The organism is Kocuria marina (genome assembly GCF_000786655.1).
Classification (GTDB): Bacteria; Actinomycetota; Actinomycetes; order Actinomycetales; family Micrococcaceae; genus Kocuria; species Kocuria marina_A.
The window spans coordinates 1-24,553 of record NZ_JROM01000055.1; the positions used below are offsets into that span (position 1 = coordinate 1).

General features: G+C 69.4%; 19 protein-coding genes and 2 pseudogenes. 7 read left to right on the top strand and 14 right to left on the bottom strand.

What is annotated here, in order from left to right; genetic code table 11:
• Window positions 1–701, bottom strand: a pseudogene (locus tag AS25_RS14395) (IS3-like element ISAar43 family transposase); the annotation flags it as partial.
• Window positions 702–790: 89 nt separating this feature from the next.
• Between AS25_RS14395 and AS25_RS11505 the strand changes: the two are divergent.
• Window positions 791–1,457, top strand: a pseudogene (locus tag AS25_RS11505) (integrase core domain-containing protein); the annotation flags it as partial.
• 734 nt (window positions 1,458–2,191) lie between these two features.
• Here AS25_RS11505 and AS25_RS11510 read toward each other — a convergent pair.
• Together AS25_RS11510 and AS25_RS11515 are read right to left on the bottom strand one after the other, a co-directional pair.
• On the bottom strand, window positions 2,192–2,683 hold the full coding sequence (locus AS25_RS11510) for a DUF2304 domain-containing protein (RefSeq protein ID WP_035965258.1): 492 nt from the start codon (window positions 2,681–2,683) through the stop codon (window positions 2,192–2,194).
• A 13-nt stretch (window positions 2,684–2,696) separates the two neighbouring features.
• Window positions 2,697–3,362 (bottom strand): glycosyltransferase family 2 protein, encoded by a 666-nt coding sequence (locus tag AS25_RS11515; RefSeq protein WP_253270567.1) that lies wholly within the window; start codon window positions 3,360–3,362, stop codon window positions 2,697–2,699.
• Between the two features lie 124 nt (window positions 3,363–3,486).
• On the opposite strand from AS25_RS11515, the gene AS25_RS11520 reads away from it, so the two are divergent.
• Window positions 3,487–5,544 (top strand): DUF6541 family protein, encoded by a 2,058-nt coding sequence (locus tag AS25_RS11520; RefSeq protein WP_035965262.1) that lies wholly within the window; start codon window positions 3,487–3,489, stop codon window positions 5,542–5,544.
• An 87-nt stretch (window positions 5,545–5,631) separates the two neighbouring features.
• Here the strand turns inward: AS25_RS11520 and AS25_RS11525 are convergent, their stop codons facing one another.
• From AS25_RS11525 to AS25_RS14785, 6 genes are all read right to left on the bottom strand, one after another.
• The gene (locus AS25_RS11525) at window positions 5,632–6,558 is read right to left on the bottom strand and encodes an ABC transporter ATP-binding protein (protein ID WP_035965264.1); all 927 of its coding nucleotides are present in this window, start codon (window positions 6,556–6,558) and stop codon (window positions 5,632–5,634) included.
• A 3-nt stretch (window positions 6,559–6,561) separates the two neighbouring features.
• On the bottom strand, window positions 6,562–7,434 hold the full coding sequence (locus AS25_RS11530; RefSeq protein WP_035965265.1) for an ABC transporter permease: 873 nt from the start codon (window positions 7,432–7,434) through the stop codon (window positions 6,562–6,564).
• 98 nt (window positions 7,435–7,532) lie between these two features.
• Window positions 7,533–9,563: a glycosyltransferase gene (locus AS25_RS11535; RefSeq protein WP_084118188.1), complete on the bottom strand. Its 2,031-nt coding sequence runs from the start codon at window positions 9,561–9,563 to the stop codon at window positions 7,533–7,535.
• Complete coding sequence (gene glf / locus AS25_RS11540; protein ID WP_035965266.1) at window positions 9,560–10,747, bottom strand: UDP-galactopyranose mutase; 1,188 nt, start codon at window positions 10,745–10,747, stop codon at window positions 9,560–9,562. Before glf ends, AS25_RS11535 begins: the two co-directional genes overlap by 4 nt.
• 243 nt (window positions 10,748–10,990) lie before the next feature.
• Complete coding sequence (locus tag AS25_RS11545) at window positions 10,991–12,169, bottom strand: glycosyltransferase family 4 protein (protein ID WP_035965267.1); 1,179 nt, start codon at window positions 12,167–12,169, stop codon at window positions 10,991–10,993.
• A gap of 20 nt (window positions 12,170–12,189) precedes the next feature.
• Entirely contained in the window at window positions 12,190–12,363 is a 174-nt protein-coding gene (locus AS25_RS14785) for a hypothetical protein (RefSeq protein ID WP_156960982.1), read from the bottom strand.
• On the opposite strand from AS25_RS14785, the gene AS25_RS11550 reads away from it, so the two are divergent.
• Complete coding sequence (locus tag AS25_RS11550; protein WP_035965269.1) at window positions 12,362–16,735, top strand: FtsK/SpoIIIE domain-containing protein; 4,374 nt, start codon at window positions 12,362–12,364, stop codon at window positions 16,733–16,735. The two genes, AS25_RS14785 and AS25_RS11550, sit on opposite strands and share 2 nt — an antisense overlap.
• A 150-nt stretch (window positions 16,736–16,885) precedes the next feature.
• Here AS25_RS11550 and AS25_RS11555 read toward each other — a convergent pair whose 3' ends face one another.
• On the bottom strand, window positions 16,886–17,317 hold the full coding sequence (locus AS25_RS11555; RefSeq protein ID WP_035965271.1) for a hypothetical protein: 432 nt from the start codon (window positions 17,315–17,317) through the stop codon (window positions 16,886–16,888).
• A gap of 369 nt (window positions 17,318–17,686) precedes the next feature.
• On the opposite strand from AS25_RS11555, the gene AS25_RS11560 reads away from it, so the two are divergent.
• Window positions 17,687–17,935 (top strand): WhiB family transcriptional regulator, encoded by a 249-nt coding sequence (locus AS25_RS11560; RefSeq protein WP_019309413.1) that lies wholly within the window; start codon window positions 17,687–17,689, stop codon window positions 17,933–17,935.
• Between the two features lie 83 nt (window positions 17,936–18,018).
• Here AS25_RS11560 and AS25_RS11565 read toward each other — a convergent pair whose 3' ends face one another.
• Genes AS25_RS11565 through AS25_RS11575 form a run of 3 tightly spaced genes read right to left on the bottom strand, consistent with a single transcriptional unit; the run spans window position 18,019 to window position 21,872 of the window.
• Window positions 18,019–19,602 (bottom strand): sensor histidine kinase, encoded by a 1,584-nt coding sequence (locus AS25_RS11565; protein ID WP_035965273.1) that lies wholly within the window; start codon window positions 19,600–19,602, stop codon window positions 18,019–18,021.
• 21 nt (window positions 19,603–19,623) lie between these two features.
• The gene (locus AS25_RS11570; RefSeq protein WP_035965275.1) at window positions 19,624–21,213 is read right to left on the bottom strand and encodes a CpaE/TadZ family protein; all 1,590 of its coding nucleotides are present in this window, start codon (window positions 21,211–21,213) and stop codon (window positions 19,624–19,626) included.
• On the bottom strand, window positions 21,210–21,872 hold the full coding sequence (locus AS25_RS11575; RefSeq protein ID WP_035965276.1) for an SAF domain-containing protein: 663 nt from the start codon (window positions 21,870–21,872) through the stop codon (window positions 21,210–21,212). Before AS25_RS11575 ends, AS25_RS11570 begins: the two co-directional genes overlap by 4 nt.
• A 227-nt stretch (window positions 21,873–22,099) precedes the next feature.
• Here AS25_RS11575 and AS25_RS11580 point away from each other — a divergent pair, with 227 nt between their 5' ends.
• Window positions 22,100–22,315 (top strand): helix-turn-helix domain-containing protein, encoded by a 216-nt coding sequence (locus tag AS25_RS11580; protein WP_035965279.1) that lies wholly within the window; start codon window positions 22,100–22,102, stop codon window positions 22,313–22,315.
• A gap of 24 nt (window positions 22,316–22,339) precedes the next feature.
• Here AS25_RS11580 and AS25_RS11585 read toward each other — a convergent pair whose 3' ends face one another.
• A complete protein-coding gene (locus tag AS25_RS11585; protein WP_035965280.1) occupies window positions 22,340–22,906 on the bottom strand; it encodes a hypothetical protein in 567 nt (188 codons plus the stop codon).
• A gap of 178 nt (window positions 22,907–23,084) precedes the next feature.
• Here AS25_RS11585 and AS25_RS11590 point away from each other — a divergent pair, with 178 nt between their 5' ends.
• Window positions 23,085–23,912 carry a LysM peptidoglycan-binding domain-containing protein gene (locus AS25_RS11590; RefSeq protein ID WP_156960983.1) on the top strand — a complete coding sequence of 276 codons (828 nt, stop codon included), beginning with the start codon at window positions 23,085–23,087 and terminating at the stop codon, window positions 23,910–23,912.
• A gap of 177 nt (window positions 23,913–24,089) precedes the next feature.
• Window positions 24,090–24,539 carry an Rv3235 family protein gene (locus tag AS25_RS11595; RefSeq protein WP_035965282.1) on the top strand — a complete coding sequence of 150 codons (450 nt, stop codon included), beginning with the start codon at window positions 24,090–24,092 and terminating at the stop codon, window positions 24,537–24,539.
• Window positions 24,540–24,553 lie beyond the last annotated feature (14 nt).

The window sequence follows — 24,553 nt, forward strand, 5'->3', positions numbered from 1 at the left end:
GATCTTGATCGGACGGCCCTGCTCGTCCGCGTCGAACTGGAAGTCCACCGCCCATACGAGGTTCGGTGCGACTGCCGCCGGGGCGTCGACGGTCGAGGATCCGACACGCTTGCGGCGACGCCGCTGCGGGACGCGCAGCCCTTCCTCGCGCCAGAGCCGTTGGATCTTCTTGTGGTTCACGACCCACCCCTCGCCGCGGGCATCGTGGTAGGCCCTGCGGTATCCCCACCGCGGGTGCTTCTTCGCATACGCCCGCAGCCAGTCCCGCAACGCCAGGTCCGGGTCGGCTGTCGTCTCACCCTGGAGCGGGCGACGGTATGCGGACCTGCTCAGCCCGGCCAGACGGCACGCCATTCGTTCGCTCACCCGCAGCTTGCGCTTGAGGTGGTCGACGGCGGCGCGGCGCCTGCCCGGGCCTAGAAGTTTCCCTCAGCCAGCTCCTTGAGCGCGGCCTTCTCGAGCTCTGCCTCGGCGAGCAGCCGCTTGAGCGTGGCGTTCTGCTTCTCGAGCTCCTTCAGCCGCTTCGCGTCGTCGGCCTTCAGCCCGCCGTACTGGTTCCGCCACCGGTAGTACGTCTGCTCGGACACTCCGAGCTCTCGACACACCCCGGCGATGTCGCTACCGCCCGCGAGCATCCTGTCGGCCTGCCCGAGCTTACGGACGACCTGCTCCGAGGTGTGACGCTTCCTGCTGTTCGTCATGATCTGACCAGTCTCACTGCCCGGACCCCCGGGCAACAGGACGACTCACACAACCACCGGACCTACCAAACGGGGTCAGCCCAGGGCATCTTGGATTGAGCCACCGGCGGTTCATCGACCCGACCGGCGAGACAAACCGCGAACCGCAGCGCATCATTGCCGAGCGACCCGGTCACATGGTCCACATCGACGTGAAGAAGGTTGGCCGGATCCCGGACGGTGGCGGCTGGCGCATTCACGGCAAGGGTAGCCCTCAAGCCAAAGCGGTCGACCGCGCGAAGCGGCGCGGATCGCGGGCTGGATACGTCTACCTGCATTCCGCGATCGACGGCTACTCGCGACTGGCGTACACGGAAGCCCCCCCACGATGAGAAGGGCATCACCGCAGTTGAGTTCCTGGCCAGAGCCCGCGACTGGTTCGCCGCCCACGGCATCGTCGCCATCGAACGGATCGTGACCGACAACGGAGCCTGCTATCGCTCGCAGGCATTCGCTGCCGCTCTCGACGGCAGCCGACATCAGCGCATCACGCCCTACACGCCGCGGCACAACGGGAAGATCGAACGCTACAACCGCGTCCTCGCCGAGGATTTCCTCTACGCCCGAGCCTGGTCCTCAGAACAGCAACGCCGAGACGGGCTGCTCACCTAGAACCTGCACTACAACTACCACCGACCCCACAGCGCACACGACGGTCGCCCGCCAGCATCCGCGACACCGTTACGCGTCAACAACGTCCTGGCCTCCTACAGCTAGTCCGGCCGAGCTGGTCGCCGCGACGTGACTGAGAGACTTGGTCCTTTGCAGCACGAGCTCCGTGCGGGGCCAACGGCGCAAGTTGAGAATGAGCGTGCGATCCGCCCGCCTTAAGGTGACGCCGCCGATGGAAGGAGGGAAGAGTGGCCAAGCACCTGTTTCTGCCTAAGACCCACCCCCTCTCTCGCTTTTCTCGACGAAACAGGCTCGATCTCCCGAGACAGATTCTTCGCTGTCAGCCTTCTCCTTCACCCCGAGCCTCCCCGGGTTCTGCGCAGCATGCAGAAGTACCGAGGCCGAACCCATGACTACGGCAAGTTCCACCTCACGGGTCTCACCCAGGGCGCCCTCAATACTTACAAGGGCTTCGTGGACACCGTCTTGGCCAACAGAGACTTCCGTTTCTTCTGCTGCGTCGCTGCTCGAGATCCTGCCGACCCGGTGGCACGGTTCGCAGATCCGTGGACGGCCTACCTGAAGTTGTTCGAACGGTTACTCATAGGGGCGATCCGACCGGGATAAATAACGTCTCACAGCGGGACTCGCCGGTTCCCGGTCGCCCAAGGCCCTACTCGCAGACCCTGTCGCCAAACGATGTGGTGTGCCCGATTTCCTGACCGAGAGGAAGACTGCGTGCCTCGGCTTGAGGATGTATGACCATGCCTCCCAGCCCGGCATCGCTGGGCCCGATGTCGGGGAGTAAAATGGCTATGTACCGGGTGTGGGCCTCTGGCCTATAGCCCGGTATTTTCTTGCTGTGCGGAACCCGGCCCAGCGGCGTTGTGCCCGGACGAGTACCCCGACGATGGCGCCTCCACCGGCCGACCCAGCGGCGAGGTGCGGCGGAAGGCGCGCACCGAGCGGCGCTCGCCGTGGGCGGCGTCGGGCTCCCAGGGCTTCTCGGTCTCCGAGATGGCGATGTGCCGGGCGATGCGGGTGAGCTTGACCTCCTCCGCACGGCGGTGCTGCGCTGTGGTGTACTGCGTGACCATGAACAGCACCACGAGCGCGTAGAGCACCAGGTCCGTACCACGGCCGATGCCCAGGAACCGCGCGACGCTCGTGACGAGGTCCGGGACCAGGATCGAGATGGCCGCGAAGACGAAGAACGCGACGGCCGCGAGCCGGCGGATCGCCTGGTGCTTGGCGTTGGCCCCGCCGCGCACGAGCGTGAGCGCACCGTACGCCACGGCGAGGATGAGGACGATCTGGACCACGATGGTCATGTGGGGGCTCCCGCTACTTCACGAACAGTTCGGTCAGTATGTTCACACCGTTGAGCAGAGACTGGCCCTTGCCCTTGGAATACTCCGTGTAGATGATCTCCACCGGGTGCTCGACCCACCGGGGCTGGATCTGCGCGAACTGGTTGACGATCTCGGAGGCGTGGGCCATGCGGTTCTGCTTGAGGTGGATCTTGCCCAGGGTCCCCCGGTCGATGGCCCGCAACCCGTTGTGGGCGTCGGAGAGGTCCATCCCGCTCGTGAACTTGGACACGAACGCCGCGGTGCGCAATACGAGGCGTTTTAGCGGTGAGACCTGCGTGCGGTCGTCCAGGAACCGGGAGCCCAGGACCACCTCGGCCTCACCGGAGCGGATGCGCTGAACCATGTCGTACGCGTCGATCACCCGGTGCTGGCCGTCGGAGTCAAACGTGACCACGCAGTCCATCTCGGGGTCCTGCAGCGCGTACTCGAAACCCGTCTGCAGGGCGGCACCCTGACCGAGGTTGATGGGGTGCTGGACCACCACGGCGCCGGCCTCGCGGCAGATCCATGCGGAGTCGTCACGGGAGCCGTCGTCCACGCACACCACGTGCGGGAACGTCCGGCGGAGGTTCTCCAGGACCTCCCCCACCACCTGGGCCTCGTTGTACACGGGCATCACAATCCACGCTCGACTCACCCGACCATTGTTCCATAGCGCGCGGCACCCCCCAGTCCCGGGCCGGGCATCCCCGGGTCTCCTTCCGACCCCGGCGATATACTGCGTCAGGTTCCCCAGCTTCCCCCTGCCGAAGGAAAGTCGTTTGCTTCCCAACATAGGCCTGTTCTCCATTCTCTGGGTCGCAGCCGCACTTTTCCTCCCCGGTTACGGACTGTGGAGGTCCCTGCGCTTCTCCCGGGCGCGCTCGCTGCTCTTCGCCCCGCTGGGCTCGGCCGCCGTGCTCGGTGGCCTGGCCATGGCTCTCGGTCTCGCACACATTCCCTGGAACCGGGGCACCGTCCTGGTGGGGTGTCTCCTGGTCTGGCTGCTGGTGGCCGCACTCATGGTGCTCGGGCGACGACGACGCGAGGGCAGCTCGGAGCTCGGGTGGCGGGAGCGCTGCCGGGCCGTCTACCGGCAGCCGGTAGACGCGGAGCACCGCATACCGTGGCACGGGCTGCTCGTCGCGCTCCTGTCGGCCGGCATCGGTGGGTACCTCATCAGCACCCGGCTTCGAGAATTGATGCCAGGGGCGGGGTCCTTCCCTCAGCGGTTCGACGTGCTGTTCCACCTCAATGCCGTGCGGTTCATTCTCGAGACGGGCAACGCCTCATCGTTGAACCTCGGAACGATGATCGCCCCGGACAAGTCGTTCGCGTTCTACCCGTCCCTGTGGCACAGCCTCGGTGCCCTTGCCATGCAGACCACCCACGACGACGTCTTCGTGGTCACGAACGCGGTCGTCCTCGTGGTGTGCGCCGTCGTCTGGCCCCTCGCGATCGTCACGGCAGTGGGAACGATCACGGGTTTCCGGCCCCTGCCCCTGATCACAGCGGGCGTAGGGTCCGCGGCATTCAGCTCTTTCCCATTCGCGCTGCTGAACTACGGCCCCCTGCTACCGAACATTCTGTCGCTGTCCTTGCTTCCCCTCGCCGTGGCTGTCATGGCTTCCATCACGGCTGTGACCCACCGTCTGCGGGCAGACTTGGGCCAGCGCATCATCGTGATCCTTGCCACGCTTGGCGCGCTGGGGGTTGCCCAGCCCAATGCTCTGGCAACCCTGCTGGTGGCCACCACTCTGATGGTGGTGTGTCGCAGCGGGTGGCGGGTACGCCGAGCCGCGGAGAACTTCACGCACCCCTGCCTCGTCCGTGGCAGCAGGGCTGGCCGGTACTACCGCAAGCTCATGCTCGGGACCATCGTCATTCTGCTGACCATTGCGGCCTTCACCATCATCTGGTCGGTTCTGCAGACGGACTACAACCGCCCCTCCGACACGGGGCTGACCACCGCCGTCGGACAGGCCGTCCTACTCGCTCCTAACGGCCGCGACGAGATCCCCTGGGTCTTCGCCATTGGTTCTCTCCTGGGCCTCATCGTGGCAATCTGGCGTCGCAAGTACCTGTGGGTCGCCCTGGTGCACGTCAGCACTCTCGTCCTCTACGTCTACGCCACAGGAGCGCCGGACGACCCGTTCCGCACCTGGCTGGTCGGGCCCTGGTATGAGGACTCCTCGCGACTGGCGGCTCTGCTGCCGATGACCGGGGTGATGCTCACAGCAATCTTCGTCGTCTCCGTGGCAGACGTCTTCTTCCCCCGGCATATCGCCTCGGACCGGGTCATGCGGTGGCGGGCACCCAGTGAACTCGTCCTCGCGGTGTTGCTGTGCGTCCTCATGCTCCCCGCCACCCAGGAGGCGCCGTTCCGTCATATGGACGTCTACCTGAGGGACGCCTTCCGGATTGACGCAAATTCGTTCGGACTCACTCCGGACGAGTACGAGCTGCTGAAACGCGTGGACCTGAGCGTTCCCGAGGACGCCCTCATCGGCGTCAACCCCTGGACGGGAGCGAGCCTGGCCTACAGCGTGGCGGACCGCCACGTGACCTCGCCCCACATTTTCACCCATCTGTCCCCGGCCGAGGCCGTCGTGACCCGGGACCTCGGGGATACCTCCAAGTCGGCTGAGACGTGCCCAGCAGTGAACGAGTCGGGAATCGACTACGTCCTCGACTTCGGTGACCGGGCCCTGATACCGGACACTCCGGACTGGGACGACTTCCCCGCGTATACGAACGTCCACGACGTTCCGGGTGACCACTACGAGGAGGTCGACCGGCAGGGCGGCAGCGTCCTCTACAAGGTCGTGGGCTGCGACTGAACATCCCCGCCTACATGACGACGGCGCCGCGAGAGTAGGACTCTCGCGGCGCCGTCGTCATGTAGGCCGCTGGGCAACACAGCGGGCTCAGCCGGCCAGGGGCCCGTCCAGGTCCGGATCGTACTGGGGCACGAACTCCTCGCCGCGTTCGGCGGCCTCGCGGGCCTGCCACTCGCGTTTGCGGCGCTTGTCCTCGAGGGCACGAGCGAGGCCTTCCGCGTGCTCGCGGCGCACCTCCTCCTCGGGCTGGTTGCGCATGTGGGCGACGGCGCCGTAAACGTTGCCGTCGAAGACCTTGTTGCCGTGGTCCATCACGATGCCGCGCTCGCAGATGTCCATCACGAGGTTGAGGTCGTGGGAGACCACCACCAAGGTCTTGCCGCGTCGCACCAGGTCCTTGATCCGGCCGATGCATTTCTTCTGGAACGGCTCGTCCCCCACGGAGAGGATCTCGTCCACCAGGAAGACCTCGGGGTCCGTGTGGATGGCCACGGAGAACGCGAGGCGCAAGTACATGCCGGAGCTGTAGAACTTGACCTCGGTGTCGATGAAATCGGCGATCTCGGAAAAGGCCACGATGTCGTCGAACTTCTCGTCGATCTCCGCCTTGTCCATCCCCAGGATGGCGCCGTTGAGGTAGACGTTGTCGCGGCCCGTGAGATCCGGGTGGAACCCCGCGCCCACCTCGATGAGCCCCGCCACGCGCTCCCGCGTGAGCACCTCCCCCGAGTCCGGGTTCATGACCCCGGAGATCATCTTCAGGGTAGTGGACTTGCCCGAACCGTTGAAGCCCAGCAGGGCCACGGTCTCACCGTCGTAGACGTCGAACGAGACGTCGTTGAGTGCCGTGAACTTGGCCGTGAGGTCCCCCTTGCGGCCCTTCACGAGCCACACGAAGGCCTCCTTCATGGAGCGGGTGTGGCGCAGCACGAACTCCTTGGTCATGTGCCTGACCCGGATGGCGACGTCCGCCTCGGTGCGCCCGGGGGTGTGCGGGGTGACTGAACTAGACATGATTCACAGCTCCTGCGCGAAGTTGCCCTCTTGGGACCGGAAGAGCCGGTCCGCGATCACGAAGAGGATCAGGCTGGTGACGATGGCCAACGGGGTCCAGCCCGTCATCAGGTGGGGCGGGACGTGCCAGATCTGCGGGTTGTCCGTGGTGGGGAACCAGAACCCGTAGTGGAACAGTTCCACGGCCACCGTGAGGGGGTTGACCATGTAGACGTAGTACACCCAGTCCCACAGCTTCTCCCGCACCATGGTCCACATGTAGAGCACGGGCGAGGCCCACGTGGAGACCATGACGATCAGGTCCACGATGTTCTCCGCGTCCCGGAAGAACACGTTGAACGTGGTGAACAACATGCCCAGGGCCAGGGAGAACAGCGCGATGATGAGCGTCCCCACGACCACGGCCAACAGCTGTTTGATGTCAGGCCGCCACCCGGTCACGAGACACGCGAGCAGCAGGATGGCCAGTTGCGGGACGAAGTGGATGAACGCGACCAGCAGGTTGGACACCGGGAACAACTGCCGTGGCAGGTAGATCTTCTTGAGCAGACCGCCGTTGGCCACCACCGAACGCGATGCGTTGCCGAAGACCTCACCGAACAGGTTCATCACCACGATCCCGGAGAACAGGTAGACCGCGAAGTTCTCGATCCCCCGGTTCAGGTCCAGGAACACGCCCATGGCGATGTAGAACACCAGGAACTGCACGCCCGGCTTGAGGTAGGACCACAACAGACCCAGCACCGTGCCGCGGTACCTGATCTGGATCTCCTTGTCCACGATCAGCTTGAGCAGGAACCTGTTGGCGAACACGTCCCGCAGGCCGCGGTCCTGCCCCGGAGGCCGCAACTGCGTCGCGGGGGCTTGCATTTCCATCTGCCGTCCTTTCCTCGCACGGGCCGTTGTGCGCCGTGACCGGATATACGCCGACGCCGCACGCGGAAGTCTGCGTGCGGCGTCGTGCAGGGGCCAAATTACTGCGCGGGGCCGTTCTCCGCAAAAGTCCGCGCCCACGCGTCCACCGAGGTGATCTCCGGGAGGGCGGCGCGGTACTGCTCGCTCAGCGCGTCCCACCGGGAGAGCAACTCGGCGTGGAGCTTGACGCTCTCCACCATGAGCTCACGGACCTGAGCGGGATCCCGGCGGTACCAGGACGCCCCGGTGCCGTCCGCGTTGGAGACGATCGCCGAGTCCAGGGAGGCAAGGTAGGACCAGTGGCTGTCCATGTGCGCCACGCTGGCTTCCGGGTACTCCTTGGCCATGTCCCGCACGGGGCGCAGCGTCTGCTTGAGCACGGTGCGCACCGCCCACGGGATCAGCTGCGCCTTGGTCGGAGACTTGGGAGCCCCCATGGTGCGCGGGGGCTTCTTGCGCCGGACGGGCGGCAGGGTGGCCGGGTCCTTGACCACGCGCGCGTCCGAGTACTCGTCCTTCATGGCGCGGATCTCGGGCATGCGGGTGGGCAGCATGGCGTGCAGCCCGTCCGGGCCGTCCAGGACGTCCTGGATCGCGAGCAACACGGACTTGGCCGGGTAGTACTGCATGGACACCACGTGCTTGGTGTCCGTGGTCAGGGACTCGCGCAGCATCCGCCCGCCCTTGGCGAACGGCGAGTGCAGCAGGGCCGCGATCAAGCGGTTGCGCTCGTGGAAGTACGCCTGCCAGTCCACGGCGTCGTCCTTGTCCGCCCACGACACGTGCCACACGGCCGCACCCGGCAGGGAGATGGTCGGGTAGCCGGCGGCCTTGGCGCGCAGCGAGTACTCGGAGTCGTCCCACTTGATGAACACGGGTAGGGACAGCCCGATGTCCTCGAGGACCACGCGCGGGATCAAACACATCCACCAGCCGTTGTAGTCGGCGTCCCAGCGCCGGTGCAGCTGCGGGCGCGAACGCAGACCGCGCTCGGCGAAGTCCACGCCACCCAGGCCGTCGATGGGACCCCACAGGAACCGGTAGGGGTTCACGACCTCCGCGTACGCGTTGAGCAGGGGCTTGTTGTACATGTCGAACATGTGCCCGCCCACGATGGACGGGGTGTGGCACATGTCCGCGAACGCGGTGGCCCGCAGCACGCCCTCGGACTCGAGCAGGATGTCGTCGTCCAGGATCAGGACGTAGTCGGACTTCTCCACACCGTTCGGGGTGTCCCGGCCGCGCACGACCTCGTACATGTTCCGGGCGAAACCACCGGATCCGCCCATGTTCCCCTGCCGGATCATCCGCAGCTTCCCGCGCATGGCCTTCTCGGCCTGCGGGAAATCGGGTTCGTCCTGGACCAGCTTGTTGCCCTGGTCCACGATGATCAGCTCGTCGAGGACCTCGTCCAGGCCGTCCGCCTCGGCAATGGTCTTGATCGTGTTGACGCAGTAGTCCGGGCGGTTGAACGTGGTCACGCCCAGGGTCACGCGACCCACCGGGCGGCCATGGGACGGCACGAGCCAGGACGCCGCGTCCAGGACCATGCCCTCCTCGTCCGCGATCAGGTCGAACCAGTACCAGCCACCGTCACCGAACGGGGCCAGCGTGAGCTCGAACTCGCACGTGGTGCTCCCGCTGACCCGGCGGTCCTCGACGCGCTGCGCGACCCCGCGAGCATTCGTGCGGTACACGATGAGCGATCCGGCACCCGTAGTGCGCACACGCAGCACCACGGACTCGGCCACGGTCCAGCGGCGCCAGTAGGACGCCGGGAACGCGTTGAAGTAGGAGCCGAACGAGACGCGTCGCCCGGCCCGGATCCGCACCGAACGGCGCGAGAGGATGTCGTCCGGGTGCTGGTTGGCGGTGTCGGCGCCGGCCGAGGACGGGCCGTCCCGGTTGATGGGACCGTCGATGTACAGCGGCAGGGCGTCCAGGTCCTTGTTCGCGGGGAACACGACCCGGGCCACCTCCCGCAGGTCCTCCGCCGTGCTGGGCTCCGTGTTGATCTTGGCCAGGTACTCCTGGTCGTCCGTGGTCTGCGGTTCGGGCTGGTTGGCCTGTTCCACGCGTTCGCTGCTCACTCGTCCACTCCTCCGCTGCTCAGGGGCGCACCGGAGGTGAAATGCGGTGCGATCTTGTTGTCCACCATGGACAGTGCCGAGCCGATGGCCATGTGCATGTCCAGGTACTTGTAGGTGCCTAGGCGGCCGCCGAACAACACCGACGATTCCTCCTTGGCCAGATCCCGGTACGCGAGCAGCTTCTCGCGGTCCGCCTGCGTGTTCACGGGGTAGTAGGGCTCGTCACCCTTCTCGGCGAAGCGCGAGAACTCCCGCATGATCACGGTCGCGTCCTTGGTGTAGTCACGCTCCGGGTGGAAGTGGCGGAACTCGTGGATGCGCGTGAACGGGACGTCCTCGTCCGGGTAGTTCATCACCGAGGTGCCCTGGAAGTCCTCGATGTCCAGGACCTCCTCCTCCAGATCGATCGTGCGCCACGAGAGATCACCCTGGGCGTAATCGAAGTACCGGTCCACCGGGCCCGTGTAGACCACGGGGACCTGGCCCACCACGTTCGACTTAGAGAACTCCTGGGAGTCGTCGAAGAAGTCGGTGTCCAGGCGCACGTCGATGTTCGGGTGGTCCGCCATGCGCTCGAGCCACGCGGTGTACCCGTCCACGGGCAGGCCCTCGTGGGTGTCGTTGAAGTAGCGGTTGTCGTACGTGTAGCGCACGGGCAGCCGGGAGATGATGGACGCGGGCAGGTCCTTGGGATCGGTCTGCCACTGCTTGCCGGTGTAGTGCTTGATGAACGCCTCGTACAGCGGGCGCCCGATCAGCTGGATGCCCTTGTCGTTGAGGTTCTGCGGATCCGTGCCCGCCAGTTCACCGGCCTGCTCGCGGATCAGATCGCGTGCCTCCCCCGGGGAGTACGCCGCGCGGAAGAACTGGTTGATCGTGCCCAGGTTGATGGGCATGGGGAACACCTCCCCCTTGTGCCGGGTGTACACCCGGTGCACGTAGTTCGTGAACGCGGTGAAGCGGTTCACATACTCCCACACGCGCTCGTTCGAGGTGTGGAACAGGTGGGCCCCGTAGCGGTGCACCTCGATCCCGGTCCGCTCCTCGTTCTCGCTGTAGGCGTTGCCGCCCAGGTGGGAACGCCGGTCGATCATGGTGACCTTCAGACCCATTTCTCGCGCCGCTCGTTCCGCCACGGTCAAACCGAACAGACCCGAGCCCACGACCACCAGATCAGTGTTCATGTGTTTCTCCTAGCATCTTCCGCGATTCATGCACGGACATCGTCTGGCCTAAAAATACCGGACACCACCCCGGGCGCCCTGTGTGACCCGCACAGCGCCGCGCCTCGTGAGCGCCGTCACACGGCGGCGTCGTGCGCGGGGTGCGACGCCGCTCGGCCGCTTCGGCGACGGCGCCGCAGCTCGGAGGACGGCGGGGTTCACGCACCGCGGCGCCGGGATGACAGCGAGGCGCGCGCTCCGCGTTCAGCGGGCGTCCCGGGTGAAGCCGCTGAGCACCCACGCGGCGGCGGCTCGCCCCGACGCCGCGAGCGACGCGTTCTCGCGGGCCCACGTCCGACGGCGCTCACGCGCGCCCTCGCGCTCACCCGAGCGGGCGTCGTCGAGCGCGCGTTCCATGGCGTCCGCGACCGCCTCGGGGGTGAACTCCACGGGCGTTCCCAACCGGTTCTCGGACACGAGGCGGGCACCCGCGCCCACCCCGGCGTAGATGGACGGCGTGCCGCACGCGGCGGCCGCGTAGAGCTTGGTGGGCTTGGAGAAGTCGTACCCGGTGTGCGGGATGACGGAGGCGAGCGCCGCCACGGCACCCCGCAGGAACGCCGCGGTGCGCGCCGGGGGCTGCACGCCGTGGAACACGACGTTGTCCGGGGCCAGCCGCGCGGCGACCTCCTGGACACGGGTGAGGTCCGATCCGCGCCCCAGGACGTGCAGTGTCACCCCGGGGTGGCGCGGCAGGATCCGGGCGAGCGCCTCGATGAAGATGTCCATCCCCTGCCATTCGGACACGGACCCCGCGTACACGAAGTACGGCCCGTCCGGTTCGGCGGGGCCGTCCGCGGTGAAGGTGTCGGTGTCGATCCCGTTCTCGGCGAGGAACATCTTGTCCCACCCGACCCCGGTCACGCGGTGCAGTTCCTCGCCCATCGACTCGGACACCGTGATCACACCGCCGGCGCGCCGGGCGGACACGGTCTCCGCGACGCGCATCAGCTGCGTCACCACCGAGGGGACGTCCATGTTCAGGGTCGCGGAGGTCCACACGTCCGGGTTGTACCAGATGTACGGACGACGCCGCAGCGCACTCGACAGCCACACCGCGAGTCCCGTGGTGGGGGGCGGTTCACTCACGACGATGTCCGCGTCCATGGTGAGGAGGCGGGCGAAGGCCTGGACGTCGAAACTGAGGTACTGGGCCACGCCGCGGACGTAGTCCTCGCTGTCCCGCAGGACGGGGACCCGCACGATGCGGTACGGCTCGTCCACGGCGGCCTCAGCCATGGCGCGGGGCGGGTTCGTGGTCAGGACCGTGACGTCGGCCCCCTCGGCGGCGAAGCCCCTGGCCAGGGCGGCCAGACGGAAGGACGCGGCCGCCGGTTCGGGGAGGAAGATTCGGCTGACGATGACAACCTTGCGGGGTCTCATGGCCTTTACTGTCTCATGATTCACGCTCCGATCCGGACCGCGTCCACGGCGCGTGCATGGGCGTTCGGTGGGAAGATCGGCCCGCGGTGAGCCCACTGCACGACCGAGCCCGTGTACTCCCCCGCGCCGCGCGGATCCACACGGCAGGACGTGTCCCCGCCGCGGGCCGTCACCGGCGGGTGGAGTGCTGTCATGCAGTTGAGTCTCCGGATCACGTGGGCCGGTTCCGGCGTGCTCCACACCGCGCACCTCACCGCCGCACCGGGTGCGCGCGGGGCGGAACTGCGCGCCGAACTCGTCCGACTCCTGGGGACGCCATGCACTGCCGTGGTCTCCGGGGTCGATCTCGCGGCCACGAGCGTGGGCGCCCCGCCCCTGACGGACGGTGCCACGGTGGCCCTGACCCCGGAGGAACGACATCTCGACGACGCTGACGTTCCGGTCGGGCCCGCTCGGGCCTCGACGCCGGGTCCCCCCTCCCCGGTCGTGCCGCTCGCGGATTCGCACGAAGCCGCGTGCCTCCTGGCCGTGGAGGGCGTCGGGGTGGGAACGCGCCTCCCACTGACCCGCGGAACGCATCAGCTCGGCCTCACACCATGTGAGCCGCGGTTGCTCCCCGCGTCGCAGCCGGGGAAAGATCCCGCCCAACCGACCCTGATCATGGATGACGCGGGCCTGCGGGTGCTCCCGGGAGGCGCAGAACTGCGGCACGGCGACCGGGTCCGCGTGCGGAGGGACGGTCGTGCGTGCACCCTGCGGGTCTCGTTCCCTGCGGCGCACACCGAGGACCTGGCCTGGCCGGATCCGGCCGTGCCCCCGGCGGGATTCACCGCCCAGGAGGCGGATCCGGTCCACCCCTTGCGCGTGGACTCCCCCGCGGTTGCGAAGTCCCGGATCGCGCTGATCACGGGCCTGCTCCCCCTCGTGGCCGGGATCGGTATCGCGGTGGTCACCCACTGGTGGTTCTTCCTGGTCTTCAGCGCCCTGGGTGCCGTCACGTCCGCGGTGGGCTGGTTCGGCGAGCGCGGCGCGCGGCGCGATCATCGACGTCGCCTGGCCGCGGCCCTCGAACGGGACCTGCGCCGCTGCGAGAAGGCGGCGCCCTCGGCCGCGGAGATCGTGGCGCGCTGCCGGACGGTGCGCAGCTCATCCCGGATGGACAGCAGCGGACCCCGCGCGGGCACCGCACTGTCCCATGACGCCACAACGCCCGGACGGATCGGCGCCCCTGCTGCGCGGACACGTCGGTGGGTCCGGCTGGGTCACGCGGCACGGTCCGCGCACATCGTCGGTGACCGTGCGACGGCGCCTCGCGCGGCATTCCACCCCCACGCTCCCGTGTTGCTGGATCTGGCGGGGATCGGCAGCCTGACCCTGGTTCTCGACCGGGAACGGGCGGAGGGTGTTCTCCATGCCCTGGCCGTCCAGTTGTTCACGGGGCCCGCGGCGCTCACCGCATTGCGCGTGTCCCCGGGCATCACGTGGCGCCCGCCCGTGGCCCACGATCTGCTCCCAGCGCCCCATGAGAATCCGACGGCCTCCTCACCGGACCGGGACGTCGCGCTGGAGGTCGTGACACCGGCGTGGGCCGCCGCCGCGCCGGCCACGCCCGGGACGCTGCGCATCATCGTGACGGCCGACCCGGAGGGTGCTCCCGGGGACACCGTCGTCACCGCGGGACCGGACGGCCTGCGACTCGGCAGCCGAGTGGTCCATGTCGTTCCGGGGCTCGCGGAGACCGGGCGCGGGACGCACCTCGAGTTCACGCCGGACACCGTCACGATCGACACGGCCGAGGCGGCGATCCGCGCGTGGCGACGAGCCGCGGGAGGCACTCACGGTGGGCCACTGCCTCGCCGCGTGGGCTCGCACGAACTGGTGGCCGCACACCCCGGCCCGACCTCCACCGCGCTCATCGGGACGAGCCGTGGCGGGTCCGACGCTCGTCCCCAGCCCGCGACGTCGACCGCGGCGTTGACCGCGGTGTTCGGCGTGTCGTCCGCGGGGCCGGCGGTCGTCCGGCTCGACGACGAGAACCCGCACCTGCTCGTCGCGGGCACCACCGGATGCGGGAAGTCGGAAGTGCTGCGCACCCTCGTCACGGCGCTCGCATACACATTCCCACCCGAGCGCCTGGAATTCGTGTTCATCGACTTCAAGGGCGGGGCGGCCCTGGCCCCACTGACGGGTCTACCCCACGTCACGTCCCTGCTCACGGACCTGGGACCGGACGAGGTCCGCCGCGCCCTGGCCTTCCTACGCTCCGAGGTGCAGCGCCGCGAGCGGGTCCTGTCCTCCCTCGGGCTCAACGACATGGCGCAGCTGCTGCGCACCCGGAGCGGTCCACTTCCCCTACGGGAACTCGTGGTCGTGGTGGACGAGGCCAGGATGCTCACGGATGCCTTCCCGGATGCGGGGCAACAGCTCGCGGTGATTGCCGCGGTGGGTCGGTCCCTCGGTGTCCACCTCGTGCTCGCTACCCAGCGTCCCCAGGGTGCACTGAGCGCGGACGTGCGCGCCAACATCACCCAGGCACTGTGTCTGCGGGTGCGCAGCGACCAGGAGTCCATGGACGTACTCGGAACCGCCGCGGCGGCCCGCATCGCCCCGGGCATCCCGGGCCGCGGGTTCCTGGACCGCGGGGACGGCCCGCCCGTGGAGGTGCAGGCGGCGGTCCTGACCCGCATGATCCCGCCGCGGCCCGAGCCCCTGGTGCTTCGTTTCGATCCCGGACCCCTTCCGAGTCCGCCCGTCGCGGGAACCGGGCACGTCCGCCTCGGCGCGTCCGCCGCGCGGGAAACCGGGGTCACCGCCGCGGTGCGCGATGTCTCCCGCGCATGGCACGGGTATCTGCCACCCACCTCCTCTGATATGGCACCGTCTCGCGTTCCCGCCGACGCCGCTGTCCCACCGCCCCTGCCCCGCCACGTGCCCGCGGTGCGCACCGACGGCGAGGTGGATCTGGGTGCGGCGGAGAACCCGGCGGCCCACTGGTGCGGGCGGGTCTCGTGGCACCCGTGGCGGGACGGGCCGCTGCTGCTGATCGGACGCCCCGAGGCCACGCGCAACGGACTGTTCGACGTGCTGCGGCGCTGCGCCCACATCCGGATCCCGACCGCCACGGACGAGGCACACACGGGGGTGGCGGTGTACGTCCTCACCGCCTCGGGCCAGGCCGTGGAGGGGCTCACCACCGCGGACGGCCGGCCCCTGCACCCCGCCGTCCGCGGCCGCGCCCGTGTGGACCAGCCCGGGGACGTGGCCCACCTGGTGCGACAACTCCACGAGGGTCTCGAGCACGCGTCCACGGTTCCCGGGGATCCCCCGTCACGCGCCGTCCTCGCCGTGGACGACTGGGACCGCTGTTGTCAGGTCCTGCGTGCGAGTTCGTGGGCGCACCTGGAGGACGAGCTGGTGTCCCTCATGGCCACGGGCGCGTCCCGCGGGCTGTCCTGCGTGGTCGCGGGGGATCGCGCGCTGGTGGCGGGACGCGCGTCCCACCTCGGCTCCAACCGCTTGTACTTCCCGCAGGGACAGAGCAGCGACGCCCTCGTGCAGTGGCCCCGCCTACCCCCGTTCACGCCGTATCCCGAGCGAGCCGCCCTCGCGGGCCCGATGGCCGCCCGCTGCACGCCGTGGGACCCGGAGGATTCCTCGGGGCATCTCGCGGTCGTGCAGCTCGCCACGGGGCTCGGACCCGACGCGCCCGCGGTCACCCACAGTGCCCCGCCCGGACCCACGCGGCCCGTGGACCTCCGGGATGCCCGGCTCGTCCCGCCACGGAACGACAGTCCCGCGGGTGCACTCGCCGCGGTGTCCCAGGATTCCCCGGACACAGGGCGCGCCGACGGCCCGACGCACCACCCGGCGAACCCGTGGCCCACGTCCTTCCCCCTGCCCACCGTGTGGCATGCTCCCGATCGGTCCGTGGCCGGCCTGGTGCTGGGTGTCACGCGGGGCGGGCAATGCGCCGTTCACCCGTGGGGTCCCGGTTCGACCCTGATCGTCGCCAGCCCGGCGCGGTCGGGGCGATCCACGTTCCTCGACGCCGCCCGTTCCGGGTTGTCCGCGGGCGCATCCGGAGACGGCGCACCCGAATATCTCGTTCTCACCGGCTCCCCCAGGACCGCAGCCGAGGCCGAAGAGCTCCTGCGCGCCGCCAGGTCAGCTGATCGACCGGCCACGATCATCATCGACGACGCCGACCACCTCACCCCCGATGTCCTCCGGGCACTGGCCACCGCGTGGTCCCCGCATGCCGTCCCGGTCGAGTCCCACCAGGCGGCGGACAGCCCAGTCACTGCCTCGGCCCAGCCCGGGGTACGGATGATCGTGGGCGTGCGCCTCACGGATGCGCTCGCGGGGACCTTTCCCCCGTTACTCGCGTGGCGTCAGCACGCGGACACGCTCCTGGTGCGACCACGCCGGGTGTTCGACGGTGACGTGTTCGGCGTGTCCCTCACGGGCCTCGCGCTGGGCGGGCCGCCCGGCCGCGCGGTCTGGGCGCACCGCGGCCTCGCGGAACCGGTGCAGCTGCCCGCGCCCGCGCGGGCGGTCACGAAGTGAGGGGTACGACGACGCTCGGCCCCGCTCGGCGAGCCACGCCCCGCAACCGTCCGGTCTCCCGGGGGACGCTGCGGTGGACGCGATCACGGCCCGCTCGCGGGAGCATCGGTGCGTGAGGTCCCGGTGTGCTTCGGGGGAGGTCCCGCGAGGTCAGCGAGCGACGTCGTCGTGGGTGCGATGCATCCAGGCGACGGTGCGCGGTGCGAACAAGCACAGGACGGTGACCACCGCGACCGCCGCGACGGCGATGCCCCAGAAACCCATGGTGCGCTGCAGGAAGGACAGTCCGACGATCAGCAGGAACGCCTGGGACACCAGGACGGCGGCGCGCGGCCAGCGCAGACCTCGCCAGGTCCCGCGGGCCGCCGCCCCGAGCCACAACGCACCGGCGGCGAGCACCACGGTCGCGAAGATGATCCCCGCGACGGGCAGGACGTGGACGGAGAACAGGGAGACGACCAGGCCCACGGCGACCGCGAGCAATGCCGCAGCCTCCAACGCCACCAGCACGGTGATCACGGATGCGGTCCAGGGCCGGGAAGTCGCGGCTCCGGGGGCGGTACGACGATCCGGGGCGGCCATGCGGAAAACCTTTCGGCGGGGACGGGAGCACTCCCACTGTAGTGACCGCATCGGCCCGCGACCGGTGACCGATGCCACGAACCGGTCCCGTCCCCCGATGCCGGAGGCGGTTCATGCCGGCGGCCGACATCACGCCCGGACATCCGGCGGCAATCGTTGCGAGGGGCGCCTTGGGATGTGATATAGCGCTCACACCCTTGTTTACTGTGTGTTTACGTGGGAAAGTAGTGGGCAGAATCCCCAGGGTCCGACATCCACGGGCCTTTTCTGTGTGTCATTCCCCCCGGAAATCCGCGACGCGGCTCGCTGCCGCATTGCTCGGGATGCGCACGGGCCCGCACCCACGAACCCGAAAGGAGCCGTGCCGTCATGGATTGGCGTAGTCGCGCAGCTTGCCTCGAAAAGGATCCCGAACTGTTCTTCCCGGTGGGCAACACCGGCCCCGCCCTGTTGCAAATCGAGGAAGCCAAGGCCGTGTGCCGCACGTGCGAGGTCATGGACACGTGCCTGCAGTGGGCCCTCGAATCCGGCCAGGACGCCGGTGTGTGGGGCGGTATGAGCGAGGACGAACGGCGTGCGTTGAAGCGCCGCGCCGCCCGCGCCCGCCGCGCCTCCTAAGCCCTTTCGATCGTCACGGCGGCCCGTGACCTGCTCCCACGAGCGGGTCACGGGCCGCCGTCGTTCGTGGCCGGCTGGGCGTGTCAGGAGCGCCCGGACATCGCCCGCGGGAACCGGGCGGTGATGATCACGCTCGTCCCACCGCCGTCAGCGGGTTGCCACCGGATGCCGCCCTGCAGCTCACTGGCCACGAGCGTGCGCACGATCTGCATCCCGAGTCCCTCGCCCTCCGCGGGTGGGCGGTAGGCGTCCACACCGGATTCCTCGATCACGGCGTCCCCCATACCGCGCCCGTCGTCGTTGATCGCGATCTCGACGACGCGGTACCTCTCCCCCGCGTCCGTGACCTCGTCCTCCCGGTGCGTCACCACGAGTTCCACTGTGCCGTCCCGGTCCTTGAGCCCGTGCCCCACAGCGTTGGCCACGATCTCGTTGACCACGAGGGCCACGGACGTCGCACTCTTGGACGGCAACCGACCGAACCGGCCGCTGACCCGGGTGCGCACGTGCTGGCCCGCGGAGGCGGTTTCCACCGCGAGTTTGACCTGGTGGCGGATGAGGTCGTCGAAGTCCACGTCCTCCGAGATCTCGTGGGACAGGGACTCGTGCACGCGCGCGATCGCACTCACGCGCCGCATGGCCTGCTGCAGGCCGTTGCGTCCCTCGTCGGAATGCATACGCCGGGACTGCAGACGCAGGAGGGCGGAGACCGTCTGCAGGTTGTTCTTGACCCGGTGGTGGATCTCCCGGATCGTCGCGTCCTTGGAGACGAGCTGCAGGTCTCGGCGCCGCAGTTCCGTGACGTCCCGGCACAGCAACAGCGCCCCGGTGCGTTCCGGGCCCTCCCGCAGCGGGATCGCACGCAGCGTGGCCGAGGCCTTGCCGGTGGCGAGTTCTGCGCGCCACGGCATGGTCCCCGCGAGCACGGGCGCCAGGGTCTCGTCCACGCCAGGGGCGGTCAGGGGCAACTGACGTGCCACGTGCAACAGGTTCTGCCCCGTGATGTCCCCCGCCAGACCCAGCCGCCGGAACGTGGACAGACCGTTGGGGGAACAGAACTCCACGGTTCCCTCGGCGTTGAGCCGCATGATGCCGTCCCCCACGCGCGGGGCGCCGCGGCGGGAATCGGTGCGCACCGCGAAATCCGGCCACGTCCCCTGGTTCGCCATGCGCAGCAGGGCAGAGGCCAGCTCGTGGTACACGAGTTCCATGCGGGACGGCAAGCGGTCGTGCTGGGGGTCCGCGGTGAGACTGACGACGGCGATCGTGCGGTTGTTGCGCACGAGCGGCACGAGGGTGACCGACCGCGACGCGAGGCTCGACCATTCCGATGGACCGGCCCGTTCGATCCGCCGGTCCACCCACGCCCTGCGCAGTGTGAACGCGGCCTCGCCACCCACGACCTCCCCCACCATGTCCTTCTGGTAAGCGGTGGGGCCCGTGGTGGGCCGGGCATGCGCCAGCACGAGGAACTCGCTGCCCTCGCCCGGAATCGGATCCCCCGTGGGGCTCTCGGCGGCGGGGATCACGTCCGCGGGGAAGCACAACAGCAGGTCCCCGAAGCCCAGGTCCGCGACCATCTGCCAGTCCCCCACGAGCAGGTGCAGCCACTCGGCGTCCCCGGCGTCGAAGTCCGGGACAGATCGCAACGGATCCGTGAAGGCCATGGAACGCTCGCTTTCCAATGCTCAACCGCGGCGCAACCACGCGCCCATCCGACGCCCCAGCCTAGTCCCCGCCGGACCCGCTCCCGCGCCCACGGGTTCCGCCGCGCCTCCGTGTGCGTCGGGCTCGCGCATCCGCCGCACGAGCTCCGCGAGCGCACTCATCTCGTGGCGTAGCGCGCTGCGCGGCGCAGTCTCCGCGAGTACGGCGCCGGCGAGCAGGGCGTCGTCGCACGTCTTGGCGTCCCACGAGAGGGTGTGGGCCACGGGGTACCCGGGCGAGAAACGCTCCCAAGCCTCCCGCACGGACTCGGCCGCGGAGCGACCGGTGGCGGCGGCGCGCAGTTTGTTCATGACGACGACGATGCGCGCGTCCGGCGCCGCGTCCAGCAGGTCCGGCAGAGCCTTGACGAGCCGCGGGACGCCGAGGGTATCCGCTGCCCCGAGTGCGATCACGACGTCCGCGGCCGCGACCGCGGTCAACGTCCCGGCGTTGCGCCGCGGGGCCATGAAATCGGAGCTGATCTCCTCGTCGGACTCGAGGCCGAAGGCGGTGTCCACGACCACGGCGTCGTAGTCCTCCCGGGCGCGGTCGAGCACGAGGTCCAGGGCAGAACCCCGGATCTCGGGCCAGCGGTCGTAGCGGGTGATCCCGGTCAGCACGTCCAGCGAGGCGCCCGCGACGGACACCGTGCTCGCGCAGCGTCGCAGTCCCTCCCGGTCCAGCCGCGCCTGGTCGGCGAGCCGGCAGGCCTGCGCCAGCCCCGCGGCTTCGTCCAGCATCCCGAGGCTCGCCGCGACCGAGGCGGCATAGGTGTCCGCGTCCACGAGCAGCACACGCCGCCCGAGCAGGGCGAGTTCCGCCGCGAGATTGAGCGAGGTGACCGTGCGGCCGGGCGCTCCGGCCGGTCCCCACACGGCGATCAACCGGCAGGCTTCGGCATCGTCGAGGGCGTCCGACTCGTCGGGGTCATGCGCCGTCGCGGGATCGCCCGATGACCCAGCGGATACGGCGGATCCCGAGCCGAGTCCGGCGCCGTCGGGGCCGATGCGCCCTTCCCCGGGGGCGCTGTCCGGGGAGGCTTCGGAATTCGTGATTGCTCGGTCCAAGGCTCGCCCGGCTGCGTCTTCGTGCGATGCCGGCCCGTCCGAGGGCGCATCAGTCGCCGCCGCGCCGTTCGACGTCGCTCCCTTCGATGCCGCCCCGCGCCCGGGTGCCGGGCGTTCGCCGGGCGCCGCAGCGCCGTCGTCACGCACCGACGACGGCGAGCGCGCGGGACCGAGCATCGCGCGGGTGATGATCCGGGCGAGTTCCTCCCCGGTGGCGTCCGGGGGCACGCTGCCGACACCCAGACGCTGCACGCGGGACTCGTCGTGTCCCTCGACCACCAGGACCCGCAGGTCGTCGGTCTCGAGTTGATCGAGCAGGCTCGCGGTGAGCTCCTCGGCGCCCTCCGCGACGAGCGCCGCGTGGGCCATGCGGGTGTGGGCGCACGCGAGCAGTTCGGCGAGGTCCAGACAGCGCCGCACCACCGTGACGTCCCCGTGCAAGCGTTCGAGCCGGTCCACGAGCGGCCACGTGCTCGTCCCGAGCGTCACCACGGAGATGCTCACGAGCCGGAACCCGCCGTGTTGAGCACCAAGGTCACCTTGGCGTCGTTGCCGAGCGCGTCCACGAGCGGACCCACCTGGGCCTGCGTGACCAGGACGTAGACCGTGGCGGAGGCGTTACCGCCGAGTGCCGTGTCCTTGGTGTCCACGCGTGCGATCTCCGCGCCCGCGACGAGTTTCTCGGGCGCCCCGTACCCGCGCCCCGTGGGTTTGGGCTCGGCCACCCACACGTCCACATGGGACCCCGCCTCCGCCTGGGCCGGCATGGGAGTGGTCAGGGCGACCCCCACGGGTGTGCGGTCGAGCTCGTCCGCGGTGCCCACCGCCGCGGCCGGCACGAGTTGCCCGCGCGCCACGCGCTGGGTCACCACGGCGTTCTCCCGCAGTTGCCCGTCCGGGACGTACTGCGCGGAGGAATCCTGCAGGTGCGCGTCCACCGTGCCCAGGTCCTCCCGCGTGATCCGTTGACCCACGGAGAGGTCGTTGGCCGCGACGTAGTACGGCTGGGTACGGTTGGCCGTGGCGACCAGCAGGATCACCCCCAGCACGGAGAGCAGGACCAACAGCAGCCCCACGAGCAGGCGCGGATCCCGCCAGGACGGTTTGCGGAATCGTGCGGCCGTGGACCGTCCCGAGCGCTCGAGCGCCGCGGTGCTCCCCATGCTGACATCCTTTCGTGATGCACCGGCCCCCGCCGGCTGCACCCGAGTGTGCCGCGCCGCACACCGCGCTGGGAAGTGTGACGAACGCCCTGTGGACGGAGGTGGCCACGTGTCCATTCGGCCCAGGACCTGTTGATAACCCGCCGCCTGCCCCCTCACGTGGGACAATGACGAGCGAACCCCGATGAAACAGCATGCAACGGCACCTAAGAAAGTGATGGACCGGAATGTCCCAGCAGCGATTCCTCACACTCGCGGACGTCGCCGAGATCCTCTCGATCTCCGTCCCGCAAGCGCGTGCCATGGTGCGTTCGGGGGAACTTCCCGCGATCCAGGTGGGCGGTCGCGGTCAGTGGCGCGTGGAGAAGGTCAAGCTGGAGGAGTACATCCAACAGGGCTACGAGCGCACCGAGCAAGCGGTGCGTGAGGGCACCCTGCACTGACACACCCTGGGGACGCCGGACGACTCACCCCGCATCGAGGGACGAGACCAGCGCCACGGCATGGAACCCCACCGTGCGCACCGCGGTGACCGAGCGGCGTCGGCGGAACTGGTCCTGCGGGTGCACCGCGACGTCGAAAAAGTCCTGACCCACGGCGTCCACCGTGCCCTCGATCTCGCCGTGACCGGAATCGTCCTGCAGCACGACCCGCACGTGCACGCGCGCGGTGCTGAGGGCGCGTAGGACGTGGCCCATGCCGAGCCTGCGGATGGTCGAACGTTCCGGGAGCACCTCGAAGCGACGCGGTAGTCCCTCCCACCAGACCACGCTGTGCAGTGGGACCAGGTGCTGGAGGTGCCGCTCGCGCACCACGACCCAGCCGGAGCCCACGTCCGCGAGCTCTCCCTCTAGGGTGTCACCGCGCGCTGGGCGCAACCGCACCGGTCCGCCGCGGTGTGCCGCGAGCCGCTCGAGCAGCGTGAGCCGTGACAGCTCCGCCCGCGCGGTCTCCACGGCCTCCTGCTCCACGAGCCGCAGCCTGGCCTGCTCGAGTTGGGCCTCCATGTCCTCGAAGAGGTCGTCCCAGCGCATCCGCCACCGTCCTTGGGTCTCGGGGTCCTGAGGTCACGCTACGGCGTGCAGGGGTCGGCTCCGCGTCGGATGTCATGCCGACATGAATGCAATTGCAACGATGATTGACAGCCGACCGAGACCGCTGAATGATCTAGAAATGTCAAACGGCATCAAATGGCACTATTCGGAGGCAAAGATGTCTACGATCCATCGATCGGTACCTTCCACCGGCACCCGCTTGGCCGTCGCGTGGCTCGGCGTCCCCGTGCTGGCCGGGGCGCTGGGGGTTCTGGGCCTCGGATATGCGCAGACTCTGCGCGCCACAGGATCCGGTCAAGACCCCGACCTGTTGGTCGCGGTGGTCGCGGCGGGTGCGTGCCTCGCCGTGGCCGGGTGGTGGGTCGGTGGACTGGTGATGCTCGCCCTCGCCCGGGCGGCCCGGCGACTGCGCTGGCGCGGCCTGGAGCGGTGGGCCACGCGCCTCACGCCCACCCTCGTCGCGCGCACCGCGGTCGCCCTCGTGGGCGTGCAGCTCGTGGTCGTGGCGCCCGCCCACGCCGACGACGCCGCTCTCGACCCCTTCTGGGCCCCGGCCACCGCCGGCACCGAGCAGCTCGCGGAGCCCTCCGCCCCCGCCCCGGAATCCGTTCAGGAAGCTGTTCCCGGCACCGCACCCGGAGCGCAGAGGAGCGGCCCGGAAGCGATCCCCGAATCCACGGCCGCTCCTGTACGGGCCTCGGAGGCCCTGACCTCCACGCTCGAGCTGGCCAACCCGCCCGCTGGGCAGCGCGTCTCCGACGGTGTCCTCACCGTGATGGCCGGGGACACCCTGTGGGACCTCACCGAACAATTGCTGGGGCCGGGGGCCACGGACGCCACCGTGTGCCAGAACCTCCCGGCGTGGCTCGAGCTGAACACCGTGGCGCAGGACGGGGATCTGATCCGCCCCGGGGACCAGTTACGCGTTCCACCCCACCTGCTCGATCCGGCGGGCACACCGCACGTGGACCGCCGCACCGGGTAGGTCTGCCCCGGGTGGGTCCGCCCTGGGATCCGCTACTCCAAACACCGCCACTTCAGGACCCGCCCGCGACCCCGCGGGCCCGGAACACCGTCGTGAACTCGCCTCGCGGCGGGGTCACAACCTCTCTCCATCGTCCCCGGGCCGTCCGGCCCACCCTTCATCACCGAGGAGCACACCATGAGCATCGCCGTCCCCGAATCAGCACCTCGCACTCCCGCGGGTGGTTACACGTGGCGCCAGGACCGCACGGCGGCGGCCCTCACGGGCAAGAACGAGATGGAGCGGGTCGGCGCGATCGCCCGCAGCATCGGTCAGGCCGCGGTGGAGATCCTCGCGGGCACCCGCCCGGCGACCCAACTGTCCCGGTGGACGGAGCCGGACGTCGTGGAACGCTTCACCCAGCGTGCGGCCATGCTCAAGCTCGTGCAGGAACAGTGCCCGGACCGGCGCGCCGTGTTCGAGGTGCACCGCGCCGCCCGGATCCGGCGGATCCGGGTGTGCAGCCCGGCTCCCGGGTGCTACGAGGCATCCCTCGTGGTGGAGGAATCCACCCGGGCGCGCGCCGTGGCGTTACGGATCGAGCGAATCGCGCGGCAGTGGCGGGTCACCCATCTGGAGGTCGGGTGATCCCGCCGAGCCCA